Source organism: Methanosarcina flavescens (genome assembly GCF_001304615.2).
Classification (GTDB): domain Archaea; phylum Halobacteriota; class Methanosarcinia; order Methanosarcinales; family Methanosarcinaceae; genus Methanosarcina; species Methanosarcina flavescens.
Genome location: NZ_CP032683.1, coordinates 1,183,179 through 1,198,030 on the forward strand (window position 1 = coordinate 1,183,179; position 14,852 = coordinate 1,198,030).

A 14,852-nucleotide genomic window follows, 5' to 3' on the forward strand; every position below is an offset into this window, starting at 1 on the left:
CAAATAAGGTAAAAACGCAACTTAACTTTAATGGGGTGCTAAAATTGGTAATGGGAATGGGCATTAATCAGCTCAGGGAAATCTCACTTGGTTTGCAGGTTTCGACTTTATTGACTTATATATTTGGATTTACTGCACTGAAGTTAAGCAGCTTAAAGAAAGATGGAATTCTAAGGCATGGAAGAATAAACACTGTTGGGTATACCCTTGGAGCCTTATCTTTACTGTTTATGTTATACTCCGGAATAAGGCTAATAATTGCCAGGGCAGCTCCTTTAATTCTGTATATTCACGGCTTCTTTGGGATTATAACTCTGGCTCTCAGTTCCCTGTTCGTGGCTAATAGGTGGAGCTGGAAAACTGTCAGAAACATGAGGATTCTTGTGCTTCTATTCCTGTCTACTTTCAGTGGAGGTGTTTACATGTTCTCAAAGTTTTATAAAAGAGATGCGGCTGCAAAAAAGAGATCTATTAAAAAGAAACTTGCAGCTAAAAGGTACTAATAAAACCATAAATTCATAACTTCATAGGCCGGAAACCATATACAAGTCTCAGGATGATTGATTAACCTGGCGACAATTTCCCGATACATGACTGAACTTTCAGGACATTGTGGTCTAGTGTGGTCTGGACTTCATGAAAGCTGAGCTTTCAGGCCAGCTTAACTGAATTATTATAGTTAAGCATAAAATAAAACCCGAAAATTGCCAAAAATATCCCGCAGATATAGAGAATATACCTGTGCATTTTTTGGGAGAGCAGGTTTTTCCCACGGCTGAACGATCCGGATACGATAGTAAACCAGCTCAGATCTGCTATCCAGTGCCCGAGCATGTAAGCTATTGCAAATATAACTCCCAGCTCATATTCCTTAAGTATAAGGGCACTGCCCGCAGTCAGCCACCAGATCCAGAAATAAGGATTGGATACTGAAGTAACCACGCCTATCAGGATGGGATTGGAAGTCAATTTCGAGCCTGGCGAGCCCTGAGAGATCTGTGCAGAAGAAGCCGTGGCTCTGGCGTCCTTTATGGTGAGAAGCCCGAAGACCAGAAGTGAAAGCCCTCCTATAAGAAAAATTGCAGAGATTACGCCGCTGTCTACGAGTGAAGCAGCCCCAAAGAGAATCATGAGATATATCACTACTTCCACAATTATATGCCCGAATACGACCTTAGGACCTGTAAACCAGCCTTTTTTCAAAGAAGTCTCTATAGTTGCAAAAAGCATAGGGCCTGGAACGAGTGCGCCTGTAAGCCCTACAGAGAATCCTAAAAGCAAAGCTTTCAAAATTTCAATATTTAGCATTATAGATCAAAAATTCAAAACTTTAAAATTTTTAAAACTCTGTTTGAAAATAATCTCCGCGCGGCTAATGCAGCTAGACAAAATGCAAAAATAGGATATCTCTCTATGTAATAATAGAGAAAATCTGCTAGTGAAAGAACAATAGGAAGAACTTAGAGGATAATTTCAATATCCAGTTCTTCTGCAAGTTCTTTGTACCTGTTTCGGATGGTAACTTCCGTTACGCCGGCTACATCTGCGACTTCGCGCTGGGTTCTGCGTTCACCGCAGAGAATGGATGCAATATAGATTGCAGCTGCAGCAACTCCTGTGGGACCCCTTCCGCTTGTGAGTTCCTTTTCGGAAGCCTGCCTCAGGATCTCAACGCTCTTGGACTGGACCTCTCCTTTAAGGTTAAGGCCGGAACAGAACCTTGGGACATAATCAATTGGTGAGGTAGGCATAAGTTTCAGTGCCAGTTCTCTGGAAATAAAACGGTAAGTTCTTCCGATCTCTTTCCGGCTGACCCTGGATACCTCTTCGATCTCATCAAGGGTTCTTGGAACGCTGCACTGACGGCAGGCAGCATAAAGGGCAGCTGCAGCGACACCCTCAATACTTCTTCCACGGATAAGATTTTTGTCCACAGCTTTTCTGTAGACGACTGCTGCAGTTTCCCTGACCGTTCTCGGGAGACCAAGAGCAGAAGCCATTCTGTCCAGTTCGGATAGTGCAAATGCGAGGTTTCTTTCAGTTGCGTTACTTACGCGGATTCTACGCTGCCATTTTCTTAAACGATAGAGCTGAGCACGGTTTTTGGAGGAGATTGACTTTCCGTAGGAATCACGGTTTCTCCAGTCAATCATTGTGGAAAGCCCCTTGTCGTGGATTGTGTATGTCATTGGCGCACCCACACGGGAACGCTTCATACGCTGATCATGATCGAAAGCTCGCCATTCTGGGCCCTCATCTACAAAATCGGCATCAATGACAAGTCCGCAGTCCCCACACACAAGTTCGGCTCGCTCGTAGTCGTGAACGAGGTTTCTGCTACCGCATTCTGGACACACTGCCTTTTCCGTCTCAAAACTTTGCTCCTTTTGTTTCTCTTTGCGAGCTTTGATCATGGCACGTATTTTTTCCCTTTCAAGAGTGTCCGAATAGCGAACCCTTTCGACTTCTACCATATCATATCACCTTACAAGTTAAAATGACCATATGTTTATGCTTCCCGGTATTTTGGCTGCACCACTTAAATCACAGTATATATAAAAGGAAGGAGAAGAAAAATCACGGCTATAACCAGCAAAAAATATATAAACCAGTTAATGTTAAACCATAATAAAGAATTCAAACGCGCATTCAATGTCAGAGATCTCACCGAATATAGACTCTTTCATTAACGAGAGCCCGAATTTCTGAATCAGGAGTTCGTTTAAAGCCCTTCACCAAAAAATATGGGTGGTTTACAGGTCCGAAAACATTGACAATTGTACCAATCCGATTCAAGGATTTATCTACAACGATTGAATTTAATTTAGGGAGACTACCTGATACATTCTCGGGTTTTATCTTATCCCCTCTAACTATCAGGTTTTTAACACCTGAACTGTGCAGCACTTTACCGAGTCGTTTCATATTAGCCACGAGTAATTAATAGCTATTTCTCCAGCTCAGGGCAAAATTGCCTGGCTTTGAGCATGTTATTCTGTCAGTCATAAATAAGATTATATATCATAGACTGAAAAGCATATGTAGTCTATGCTCATCCTATATAAAGATATCGCAAGACCTATATTATACGTTAATATTAACTGAATTGAGATAGTAAAATATAAAATATAGGAGTGGGAATCCACAACCTTATATATTAAATGGACATTGTTGGCAGCAATCAGACCATAAATTTGGTCATATATAGTCACTAGCTCCGATTAATGATCTCGTTCCAGGGAGGAGACTCATTGTCCAAATTCGTATATTTTTTTGGAAAGGATGTAACTGATGGCAAAGGTAGTATGAAAGACTTACTTGGAGGTAAGGGCGCAGGCCTTGCCGAGATGGCAAATCTCGGAGTGCCGGTACCGCCAGGTTTTACAATAACAACCGAAGTTTGCGTACTTTATTTAAAGGAACGGAAATATCCTGACGAAGTACTCAAACAGATCGAAGAAGCAATTGATAAGCTAGAGACCTTAAATAACAAAAAATTGGGGGATCCAGAAGACCCACTGCTTGTTTCTGTAAGGTCCGGAGCCAGGGTGTCCATGCCGGGGATGATGGATACCGTCCTTAACCTTGGGCTCACGGACAAATCTGTTATCGGGCTCGCAAATAAGGTCAACGACGAAAGATTTGCTTATGATTGCTACCGCAGATTTATCTCCATGTTTGGAGATGTGGTTCTGGGAGTTGACTTCGACAAGTTCGAGTCCCTTATTGAAGACAAGAAGAAAGAACTTAAAGTCGAGTCAGATACCGATCTCGATGCAAAAGCCCTGAAAGAATTGGCTGAGAGATTTAAGGGAGTAATCAAACTCGAAAAAGGATTCGAATTCCCTCAGGATCCAAGAGTTCAGCTGCAGATGGCAATTAACGCTGTTTTTGAGTCTTGGAATAATCCGAGAGCCATCACTTACAGAAAGCTTAATGAGATTGATGACAGCTGGGGTACAGCTGTTAATGTACAGACCATGGTTTACGGGAACAGAGGAAACACCTCAGGTACAGGAGTTGCTTTTACAAGAAACCCGTCGACAGGAGAAAAGAAGTTCTTCGGAGAGTACCTTATCAACGCACAGGGTGAAGATGTTGTTGCAGGTATCCGGACACCGGATTTCATTGACACTCTTGGAAATAAAATCCCTGAAGCCTATAATCAGCTTGTAGATATCTGCCAGAGGCTTGAAGCCCACTTCAAGGATATGCAGGACATAGAATTTACCATCCAGGAAGGAAAACTCTATATGCTGCAGACCAGGACAGGGAAGCGCACAGCTGCCGCAGCCGTTAAGATAGCAAAGGATATGGTAGCAGAAGGGCTAATTGATAAGGAAACTGCAGTCACCAGGGTTAAAGCCGAGCATATTGACCTTCTCCTGCACCCGAGAATCGATCCTAAAGTAAAACTTGAAGTAGTTGCAAAGGGACTTCCTGCATCTCCCGGAGCTGCCGTAGGAAAAGTTGTGTTTACTGCAGAAGATGCCGAGGAAATGGCTGAGATTGGAGAAAAGACAATTCTCGTCCGAAACGAAACCTCTCCTGAAGATATAGGAGGAATGGCAGCTGCTCAGGGTGTACTTACCGTACGCGGAGGTATGACCTCTCACGCGGCAGTAGTCGGAAGAGGTATGGGCAAGCCCTGCGTTGTGGGGTGCGGGGAAATCTCAATCGATACAAAGAATAATTTCTTCATGGTAAATGGTCACACTGTCAAAGAGCACGATTATATCACCATTGATGGAAGTACGGGCAGTGTAATTATCGGGAAAGTGGATCTGATTGATGCTGAAATAAATGACGATTTGAAGCAGATTCTTCTCTGGGCTGATGAAATCAGGACTCTCGGAGTGAGAACAAACGCAGACAATCCGGCAGATGCAAGTCTTGCCCGCGAATTAGGGGCTGAGGGGATAGGACTTTGCAGGACTGAGCACATGTTCTTCGGAGAAGACAGGATCCCCGCAGTAAGGGAAATGATCATGGCCGAAGACGAAAAATCCAGGAAGAAAGCTCTTAAAAAATTACTTCCTATGCAGAAGGAAGACTTCCTTGGCATTTTCCGCTGCATGGAAGGTCTGCCTGTAACCATCAGGCTGCTTGACCCGCCTCTCCATGAATTCCTTCCTGACAAAGAAGAGCTGGACACAAAGCTCAGGGAGCTTGAAGCCTCAGAAGACTGCGGAAAGATCGACGAGGTAAAAAAGATCATCCAGCGTGTGACTTCCCTCAAAGAACTCAATCCTATGCTTGGCCACAGGGGATGCAGGCTCGGAATAACCTATCCGGAAATCTATAATATGCAGGTGCGTGCAATTATGGAAGCAGCATGTGAACTTGCAAACGAGGGAGTGCAGGTTATTCCCGAAATTATGATACCGCTCGTAGGCCTGGCAAAAGAGCTTTCCGTCACCCGGGAAGAAGTCTGCAAGATGGCAGAAACGGTCATGGCTGAAAAAGGCTTAAAGATTGATTACAAAGTTGGAACAATGATTGAGTTGCCCAGAGCTGCAATTACCGCAGATCAGATTGCACAGGTAGCTGACTTCTTCTCCTTCGGGACAAACGACCTGACCCAAACAACCTTTGGGTTCAGCCGCGACGATGTTTCCAAGTTTGTACCAATCTACCAGAAGGCAGGAATTCTCGAGCACGACCCATTTGCAGTTCTTGACCAGGAAGGCGTTGGCGAGATAATGAAAATCGGCATAGAAAAAGCCCGCTCCGTCAAACCCGATCTCAAAATGGGAATTTGCGGAGAACACGGCGGAGAACCGAAATCCATTTGTTTCGCTCATGAGGTAGGCCTCGACTATGTAAGCTGCTCCCCTTACAGAGTTCCTATTGCAAGGCTCGTAGCTGCCCAGAGCACAATTAAAATGAGAAATAATGAATAATTCCTGAAATTTTAAATATTAATTTAAAGAAAGGCAGGGCTCCCATCCTGCTCTTATTGCTTTTTCTTGGAAAACTTAACTGGATGATGAAGACTTGTAATTTTGTTTTTAAAACCTTGATTTTTAAAAAATTAGTTTTCAATGAATATTATACGCTATAATATAATAAGTTAATACAAAGTACAATTCCTGAATTACTATAATATATTAATAGGTAGAAGAAATAGTAAAATGGTTTTAAACTTAATCTAAATTCAGTCGAAAATAAGCCTGAGTTCTGTTTAGAACCCAGCAAAACAATAAACCAGGTTATATTGCGACCTTCATTAGCCACAACTTTCCCTGGAGCCTTCATTAGTTCTGGCGTCTTAGCTATTACTTATTCAATTATTCTTTATTTCATTCAATATTTCCTTGAGATCATATAATCGGCGATCTGAAGGAGAAGATCTTTTTCCGGGCAGTCCTGCAGAGCGTCCAGCTTTGCTTTGCCTTCGTTGATATATGAAATTGCAAGGTTTTTCACATAATCAATTGATCCGCACTCTGTTAAGATACTGACGGCTTCGTCGGTTTCTTCCTGAGTTGCTTCCCCTTTCCCGAAAATGTCCAGTTTCACACCTTTTTCGAAAGCATCGATTACGATAAGAGTGTGCTTTCCTTCCATAAGGTCGCTACCTCTCACTTTTCCAAGAACTTCTTCGGGGGAGACCATATCCAGAACATCATCGTACATCTGGAAGCCAATTCCTATAAGACGTCCATATTCGGATAAAGCCTCAGCGACTTCATCAGAGGCTCCTCCAAGAAGGGCTCCGATCTTGGCTGCAGCGGCATAGAGAACCGAGGTTTTCTTTTCCACCATCTCAATGTATCCGGATTTAGAAACCTTCTCTCTTTTCTCAAAATCCATATCAAGCCATTGCCCTTCGCAGATCTCGGTACAGGTCTTTGAGAGGACATCCATACATTTTAAAATCCTTACAGGTTCATTCTCGACTTTTGACAGGATCTCAAAAGCTTTGGAATAAAGCGTGTCACCTGCAAGAATTGCCCCGGCTTCACCCCATATTTTATGGACTGCGGGTCTCCCTCTGCGAACATCATCTCTATCCATTATATCATCATGGATCAGAGTGAAATTATGTACAAGTTCCACGGCTACTGCTGCAGGCAACACCGATTTTAGATTTGAGCCTACGGCTTCGGCTGCCAGAATAAGAACTGCGGGGCGGAGGCGTTTTCCTCCCGCATCGACCAAGTAGCGAGAAGCTTTATACAATTCCTCGGGACGGGCTACTGGCAGCAGTTCATTAATTGCGTCATCAACATGGACACTTCTTTTTTTGATCTCATCAATCAGCATCATAAACATCACGAGATACGGAATCTATTCCTATTCAATTATTCTTCTATATATAACACTTCACCGTTCCTGAGAAGGTGTACTGTATCTCCGAGTACATACCCGGCATCTTCCGCCATCTCGATGTAGTGCCCGTGCATTTCCATATCCCCATGAGCAGGGATTACATGTTCAGGATTTATCATGCGCAGAAGCTCCCAGTGGTCTTCTCTGTATGCATGTCCTGAGACGTGAACATTGTCATAGATCCTGGCGCCCCGCATCTTGAGCTTGGTTTCAAGAGCATAGCGGTTAGCCTGAGTCATGGGACTCGGGATTACATTTGCAGAGAAAATAACCCTGTCTCCCGGTTCAATTGTATAAGGGGTTTCCCCGTTCGCAACACGTACAAGTATGGAGCCTGGCTCGCCCTGGTGTCCGGTGACGATTGGAAGGTACTTGTTCTTTCCTTCCTGGATAATACGTTTGAAAGCCCGGTCGACATCTTTACGCTGCCCGTACATCTCGACATTGGAAGGTAATTCCAGATAACCCAGATCTCTCGCAGCCCCCACATAGCGTTCCATTGAACGGCCCATAAGTACAGGAATCCTGCCCATTTCTCCGGCTGCCTCAATAATTGCTTTTAGCCTGGGTATGTGGGAGGCAAAGGTTGTAATGATCATCCCGACTTCGGACTCTTCAGTTCCGAGCAACACATCCCTTACCATATCTTTTGCAATCTGTTCGGAAGGAGTCTTTCCTGAGCGCCCGGCGTTCGTGCTCTCGACAATCATTGCGATAACCCCTCCCTTTCCGAGGGCTTTGAGGCGCTCGAAATCCGGAGCTTCACCCATTGTCGGAGTCCTATCCAGCTTAAAGTCGCAAGCGTACAGGATTGCTCCAGCTGGAGTATGAACCACTGCAAGTACACAGTCAATGATGCTGTGCTGAACGTTAATGAATTCGACGGCAATATCTTCCGTAACCTGGTAAGTCCCTCCTGCATTCAAAGGAATAACCCTGTTGCAAACCTCAAACTTGCGCTCAGCCTCGATCTGTTGTTTGATAAGGGCTGCTGTATATGGCGTGGAGATAATTGGGGCGTTATACCTGTGGGCAAGTTTCGGGATTGCCCCTATGTGATCAAGGTGCCCGTGAGTACAGACAATTGCCCGGACAGTTCCACTAATTTCTTTCATAATGGTATCATCAGGAATTGCCCCCATCTCGATAAGTTCGAGAGAATGCATTTTGTCAATTTCGACATCTTCATGGATCTGAACCCTATCGAGCCTGAGCCCCATGTCCAGAATGACAATGTCTTCACCTATAATAACTGCAGTCATGTTACGGCCCATTTCATTGTAACCGCCGACTGCAACAATTCCTATTTCAGTCATATTTTTACCTCTTGATTTGTTTTTTATCCTTGTGAACCCAATCCTCAGAAAACGGATCAGGTGATGACCTTAAAGTTATAACCATGACTTGAGCAGAGCGCATAATATCAATTTAACAAAGAATCAGCTTAGAGCAGTCACTACTCAGACCTGCTCGCAGGAAGAACTCAACCCCCGATGAGACAATTCAGGTTACATCCCTTACAGAAGAATCTTACTTCAGATATATACTTCATATATTTGTTTTGTATACAAATACTCAAATGCCTGTTAAATGCTCCAGAATTCTTTAGGCACATCCATTCAATGGATTTTTATCTGCCAGATAGAACGAATTCTGACTATTAACCTAATTAACAGAAGCCTTTACGCACTCTTCCCTTACTGGCCAGTACTTCTCAGGAACCTCATCTCCAACCAATCATGCAGGTTCCAACCTTAAAGTATTTTGAAAACGTACAGTCCTCTATTTCAGCCTATTCTTCGAGAGCTTATTCAATAACCTGTTTTGTTACAATTGGGTCTTTACTTATTGGTTTTTTGTTCCTACTTTTATTTGTAGCTTCATTCCTGCTGATTCTAACTAACCCATTCTTACATTGATCAGTGAATTCTTGATATTACGATAACTCTCTACAGTCGATTCCTGGGGTGACAGTTATCATGGATTATTCCAATTCCGATAAGAAATCACTTGATAACGAGTATTTCAGCCTGGATAACTGTAAAACTGATCTTCATTTAATTAGTTTTACAGTAATTTATGAGAATAATTCCTTAGTTATACCGATCTCAGGTAAAGTAAATTCTATATAACTGTGAATAACTTCCAGAAGTTCAGTCGGATTTAATTATCCTTGATAGTTCTGTGTGAATTTCCACTGTTCGAGAGTACGAACCATTATTCATATGTTAACGATTTATTCCGAACATTACTTTGGTATCATGTATAAAGATTGTTATGGAACAGACTTTCTAATGAGCGCATCAGCTATTTGACTTTACCGGTGTAATGCAATTTTTGATATCAGATTACAGGTAAAAGTAGCCGGACATCTGTGCTGCACTTTAAAATGCATCTTCTCCTGCCACATCATAGTCTTTTACATTAAAGCCGCGTTGACTCAGATACTCAAGGGTCCAGCCGGTAACAACCACAGGTGCCCTACACAGGTCCTTTATGTTTGCACAACCGCAGAGAAACATTGCAACCCTGAATTCATCCAGCATGCGGGAAAGAACCCTGACAACTGACTTTTTTCCTTCAAGGGCAGGTCCCACAAAAGGTAGGGCAGCACTTGCCGCACTGGCTCCGAGAGCAATAGACTTAGCGATATCTACTCCCGTTCTGACCCCACCTGTTGCAATAATTGGCAGAGAAACCCTGGATTCTATAATGCTGGCAACTGTAGGAATTCCGAAGTCCCAGAAAAGTTCCCCAAGATGTTCCGAAGCTGAATCTCCACTTTCCCTTGCCCTGTAGACCTCAACGCCTGCCCAGCTTGTACCTCCTGCGCCTCCTACATCAATTGCGGATGCGCCTGCCTTCTGGAGGAGAAGGGCATCCTCCCTTGAGATTCCTGCTCCTGTTTCCTTAATGATTACTGGCTTGCCCAGTACAGAGCAGATCTCTTTTATCATATCGAGACAGCCAGTTGCGTCCCTGTCCCCTTCTGGCTGGATGGCTTCCTGTAAGAAGTTCAGGTGGATGGCAAGGGCATCGGCGTCAACCATCTCTACGAGTTTTTCAACTCCTTCAACTCCATACTCGCGAATCTGGGCAGCGCCCACATTCCCATACACGAAGGTATTGGGAGCTTTTTCCCTGACAATCCTGAAGGATTCTTCCTGCGCAGGGTCATCAATTGCAGCTCTCTGGCTGCCAACTCCTATTCCTACTCCCAGCTCTTCGGCTGCAGCGGCAAGGGCGGCGTTTACAGGAATAGTATCTGGGTGTCCTCCAGTGATCGAAGCGATTAGAAAGGGAGCTTGCAGACGCTTCCCCAGAAGGTTTATAGACAGGTCAAGTTTATCCATATTGAGTTCCGGAAGCGCCCTGTGGATCAGGGTCACATCCTCAAAGCCCGCGCTGACTTTTCGGGATTCAACCGGGCTTTCAGCACACAATTTCAGGTGTTCGATCTTTCGCTTTGAGGTCGTGTTGATCATACTTCTACCCTTTTATCCGGACTGATTCTGGTTCCTATGGATTCCCCATTCAAGAACCTATATGTGTTATTTCCTTTTCCGGCGTTGAATATATACGATGTAATACAAGACGTTTTGCTAAGTTCCAGAAGTTCCTGTACCTTCCCAAGCATTCCGCCTGTAACATCAGTACTTCCCGAACCTCTTATGTAATGCTTGAAAGTCTCGAAGGTCTTGGGGGTGATCTCAAGTATGAGTTTTCCATTATTATCAAGCACCCCATCCTCGGCAGAGCCAAGCCCGAGCCGGGTAATCCTGAGTTTTTTTGCAAGATAGGGGACTATCTGGTCTCCTGAGAGCACGCACGCCCCGAGTTCGAGATCCATGACCATATCCCCATGCAGCACCGGGACAAAACCTTTCTCAAGCATGAGCTTTATGTTGTCAAGGTACATGCTCTCGATCCTCCCATTCCTGCAAACCGTACAGCCCATGGGGTGTACAGCTATAGCCCGGACTCCATACTCATTCAGAGCATCTACCACCCTGGATGCAAGTTTCTTGACAGACTCATGTGTTATAATTACTCCATCAGGATCAAACCCCATATCAAGTCCATATTTCTTGGCGTAGGTATGCCCAAAGGAACCTGCACCATGCACAACAATCATTTTTCCCCGGTATTCGGAAACTTCCTTTGCAATCCTAAGGAGGTCAGCTTCTCTTACAATCCCTTGATCTGCAGCTTTGTCTGTGATGACGCTGCCTCCAAGTTTCAGGATAACAGGTTCTGTTGAAACCTTCATACCATATCACTTAATACCTTTTAAAACTTCCAGCTTCGTTATAAATAATATGAAATTATGAGATAAACTCTGACAAGCTTAAGGTTTGAGTTGCTCATTCTAACTTTAAGCCCTGCTCCGTGGGTTTTGTTATGATTGCTTTACCCCCTGCGCCTTCAATGGCTTCAGCAACTTGTATACATTTGTCAGGTGCTGTAAGGGCAACCATACATCCCCCACCTCCACCTCCTGTAAGTTTTGCTCCGAAAGCTCCAGCTTTCCGGGCGGAGTAAATTAGATTAGAGAGTTCAAAGGTATTTACTCCAAGAGCATCCAGAAGACCCTGGTTCACATTCATAAGCTTGCCAATTGAAGGGTAATCTCCTGTCTGAAAAAAGGGTTCTGCGATCCTGGAAGTTCTTCCAATAACAGCCATGAGAGGTTCTACAAGATTTGGATAACTTTCACGGAGCTTTCTAACATTCGCTACAAGCTCCTTTGTGGAAGCGAAAACACCTGTATTCCCTACGACAATCCCGCAATCAGGAGTTTTCAACTTCCTCCTGTCGTTAATAGTCACAACTCCTCCGAATGTAGAGACATAGGTATCTGTAGGACTTGCAGCTCCTTGTACCTGAATTTCAATTTCATGCCCCATTTTAGCAATTTCTTCGAGAGAGAGACCGCAGCCAAACAGTTCATTGAGAGCACCTAGACTTGCAATTGTAACAGCAGCAGATGAACTGAGTCCTGAACCCACAGGAATATCAGAATCGACTTCCAAAAAGACACCAGCTATTGGAAGGATTTCCTTAATTTTTTCAATAGCTGCGGAGATATAAGGATGCTTCTCAAAATCAATCCCTGTTCGGCCAATCTCCGATTGAATTATTATAGAATTGTTTAGTTCCGCTCGCACACGAATTCTTAATTCAACTGCACATCCTATTGCGGTTTCACCATAAACAACCGCATGTTCTCCGAATAGGTAGATTTTCCCGGGGGCAGAACATGAAACCATATTACTCCTCTGAAAATTACAAATTTGATTGAAGCAGGCAAGCAATAAATTTATACTTGAATTTGAAGGCAATTTTTTTGAGTTTAATGATTCATTTTTGAATGCAAGAGTGAATTTATCTTGGAACGTGACAGCGAATTTACTTATGAATTTACCGTTAATTTGTTTCCAAATGCTAAAATACTTCTTTTTGATGTTTGTCCTGTTTTACAAACCTATAATAAGTAGATAACGGTAAAAATTTATAAAAAATTTATTTGAATATGTGACTATCCTGCCGCTGTTTAATTAAAAATGAGTATGCTCCATTTCCCTGCAGAATTTTCTTACTCCACTATTTCCTTACTCGACAATAATCGCGGCATACCCTACTACTGCACTAGTGTCTCCGGAAACATCTCCACTATTTGAATATTTAAGCAGTTCAGCCCGATTTGCACCAAGCCTTTTTGACGCTGTTAACATTGCTGCAATTGGCCCATATCCGCACACGGAAGCGTTTCTCCTGTAAAGCTTATCATATATTCCCGGAATGTCCAGGTTAAGGATAGCGCCTATAACTTCATTGTCTATTTCCCTTGCAACATTTGCGGGCTCGTAGTGAGTAAAATCGCTGGATGCAATGAAAGCTAATTTTTTCCCACTTTTGGAAGCAAGCTCCGCAACAAGATTTCCAACCTCAACTGCGGTTTCTTCATCCTGCATACCAAGGCAGATAGGAAGGATCATGAAATCCTGATCAAAGCGATATTGAAGGAAAGGAAGTTGAACTTCGATAGAATGCTCGTATCGGTGTCCGAGCTCATCCAAGTCAATAATACTTCCTGATAGCCCGTCTGCAAGTTCACGATCAACCTCGAGAGATCCCAGGGGAGTTTTCCAAGTATCCGTGGACACTGATACAGGTGAGCCGTATCCCGTATGGTTGGGACCGAAAATGACATATGTATCGGCTTTAGGGAGAGCTGCATAGACATGTGCAGCGACCTTACCTGAATAAACATACCCGGCATGCGGGCAGATAGCCCCGAGGACATTTCGTTCCCGGATCTCCAGACCTTCAAAACATTGCTTGAGTTCTTTCTCTAGATTCTCAGGACGCAGGGGATAGAACTGCCCTGCAACCGCTGGCTGTCTCATTTATATCACCCATATAAGATATGAATCATTTTTATATAGCCTTGCAGTATGCAGGACTGCCTTTCAGAATCACAGAGGTGTTTCGAAGTCGGTCAACGAGTAATTGAAAGGAATACCATTAAGTCGTGCGACTTCCCTCGCAAGCAACCAGTAGACAAGAGAAAGTGCTTTTCTACCTTTGTTGTTTGTGGGGATTACAAGGTCCACATTTGAAGTCAGGTTGTTGGTATCACAGAGTGCTATAATTGGTATTCCAATGCTAGAAGCTTCTTTCAGAACCTGGGCATCGCCTGCAGGGTCGGTAACGATTACAATATCAGGTTCAAAGAAACCGTGAATCTGAGGGTTTGTAAGCAAGCCAGGAATGAACCTTCCAAGCATTGATTTGGTACCGAGTGCTCTGGAAAACATCCTTGCAGGATGCTGCCCGTACTGCCTTGAAGAAACCACAAGAATTCTTGAGGGATCGTAATGGGACAATAATTTCGATGCAGCTTTGATTCTTTCGTCTGTTGACTGGATGTCAAGAACATATAATCCATCAGTTCTGACCCTGTATACGAAACGCATCATATCCTGGGTCTTTTGCTGAGTACCTATGTGAACACCTGCTGCCAGGTATTCGTCAATGGACACAAGGGATGTGGAACCTTCTTCTCTAGCAGAAGTTGCTTCATCCTCGTTTTCAGGCACAGGCCCGGTTTCTGCTGCGGCTTCCTCTTCAGGTGCAGGTTTTGCTTCAGCCGCGACATTTTCTTCAGGCACAGGCTGTGCTTTGTTTTCCTCCTGCCCTGTTTTCTCAATTTCCTCCATAAAGTCACCTCATAATATAGAATCAACAATAAAACACATTCGATATCTGAAAATGTATCCCACTGCGTTTTCAACTGATTTTACGTTTGACCGTGATAGGAATAACTCCGGCCTTCAACTCTTCAATAGCGATACTGAGAGGATCCAGCCGCCCGTCATCTTCTACAAGGACAGGAGCCCCCATTGCAATCTGCAATGATCTTGCACCTACAATTCGTGCCCGCTCAAACCGGGTATACTTTTCCTTGACCAACTGATCACCCTTAAACTTAAAAACGCTCCGATGAATTCCGA

General features: G+C 43.8%; 13 protein-coding genes. 2 read left to right on the forward strand and 11 right to left on the reverse strand.

Going from position 1 to position 14,852, the window contains the following annotated elements:
- The first annotated feature begins 44 nt into the window (after nt 1–44).
- Nucleotides 45–503, forward strand: coding sequence for a hypothetical protein (locus AOB57_RS14465; RefSeq protein ID WP_226999653.1), 459 nt, complete (start codon nt 45–47; stop codon nt 501–503).
- A gap of 148 nt (nt 504–651) precedes the next feature.
- On the opposite strand, the gene AOB57_RS05300 is transcribed toward AOB57_RS14465, so the two are convergent.
- The 3 genes from AOB57_RS05300 to AOB57_RS05310 form a co-directional block, all read right to left on the reverse strand.
- Nucleotides 652–1,308, reverse strand: coding sequence for a LysE family transporter (locus AOB57_RS05300; RefSeq protein WP_054297857.1), 657 nt, complete (start codon nt 1,306–1,308; stop codon nt 652–654).
- 152 nt (nt 1,309–1,460) lie between these two features.
- The gene (locus tag AOB57_RS05305) at nt 1,461–2,474 is read right to left on the reverse strand and encodes a transcription initiation factor IIB (protein WP_048142134.1); all 1,014 of its coding nucleotides are present in this window, start codon (nt 2,472–2,474) and stop codon (nt 1,461–1,463) included.
- Between the two features lie 190 nt (nt 2,475–2,664).
- On the reverse strand, nt 2,665–2,925 hold the full coding sequence (locus AOB57_RS05310) for an H/ACA ribonucleoprotein complex subunit GAR1 (protein WP_054297856.1): 261 nt from the start codon (nt 2,923–2,925) through the stop codon (nt 2,665–2,667).
- A gap of 326 nt (nt 2,926–3,251) precedes the next feature.
- Between AOB57_RS05310 and ppdK the strand changes: the two genes are divergently transcribed.
- Nucleotides 3,252–5,903, forward strand: coding sequence for a pyruvate, phosphate dikinase (gene ppdK, locus AOB57_RS05315; protein ID WP_054297855.1), 2,652 nt, complete (start codon nt 3,252–3,254; stop codon nt 5,901–5,903).
- Between the two features lie 403 nt (nt 5,904–6,306).
- On the opposite strand, the gene AOB57_RS05320 is transcribed toward ppdK, so the two are convergent.
- The 8 genes from AOB57_RS05320 to AOB57_RS05355 form a co-directional block, all read right to left on the reverse strand.
- Nucleotides 6,307–7,272 carry a polyprenyl synthetase family protein gene (locus tag AOB57_RS05320; protein ID WP_054297854.1) on the reverse strand — a complete coding sequence of 322 codons (966 nt, stop codon included), beginning with the start codon at nt 7,270–7,272 and terminating at the stop codon, nt 6,307–6,309.
- 35 nt (nt 7,273–7,307) lie between these two features.
- Nucleotides 7,308–8,651 (reverse strand): RNase J family beta-CASP ribonuclease, encoded by a 1,344-nt coding sequence (locus tag AOB57_RS05325; RefSeq protein WP_054297853.1) that lies wholly within the window; start codon nt 8,649–8,651, stop codon nt 7,308–7,310.
- A 1,068-nt stretch (nt 8,652–9,719) separates the two neighbouring features.
- On the reverse strand, nt 9,720–10,820 hold the full coding sequence (fni, locus tag AOB57_RS05330) for a type 2 isopentenyl-diphosphate Delta-isomerase (RefSeq protein WP_054297852.1): 1,101 nt from the start codon (nt 10,818–10,820) through the stop codon (nt 9,720–9,722).
- Nucleotides 10,817–11,605 carry an isopentenyl phosphate kinase gene (locus AOB57_RS05335; protein ID WP_054297851.1) on the reverse strand — a complete coding sequence of 263 codons (789 nt, stop codon included), beginning with the start codon at nt 11,603–11,605 and terminating at the stop codon, nt 10,817–10,819. The genes fni and AOB57_RS05335 overlap by 4 nt, the downstream gene beginning before the upstream one ends.
- A gap of 94 nt (nt 11,606–11,699) precedes the next feature.
- On the reverse strand, nt 11,700–12,605 hold the full coding sequence (locus AOB57_RS05340; protein ID WP_054297850.1) for a mevalonate kinase: 906 nt from the start codon (nt 12,603–12,605) through the stop codon (nt 11,700–11,702).
- Nucleotides 12,606–12,947: 342 nt separating this feature from the next.
- Complete coding sequence (locus tag AOB57_RS05345) at nt 12,948–13,745, reverse strand: MEMO1 family protein (RefSeq protein WP_054297849.1); 798 nt, start codon at nt 13,743–13,745, stop codon at nt 12,948–12,950.
- Nucleotides 13,746–13,814: 69 nt separating this feature from the next.
- Nucleotides 13,815–14,558: a 30S ribosomal protein S2 gene (gene rpsB, locus AOB57_RS05350; RefSeq protein WP_054297848.1), complete on the reverse strand. Its 744-nt coding sequence runs from the start codon at nt 14,556–14,558 to the stop codon at nt 13,815–13,817.
- A 70-nt stretch (nt 14,559–14,628) separates the two neighbouring features.
- The gene (locus AOB57_RS05355) at nt 14,629–14,811 is read right to left on the reverse strand and encodes a DNA-directed RNA polymerase subunit K (RefSeq protein WP_054297847.1); all 183 of its coding nucleotides are present in this window, start codon (nt 14,809–14,811) and stop codon (nt 14,629–14,631) included.
- Nucleotides 14,812–14,852: the final 41 nt, after the last annotated feature.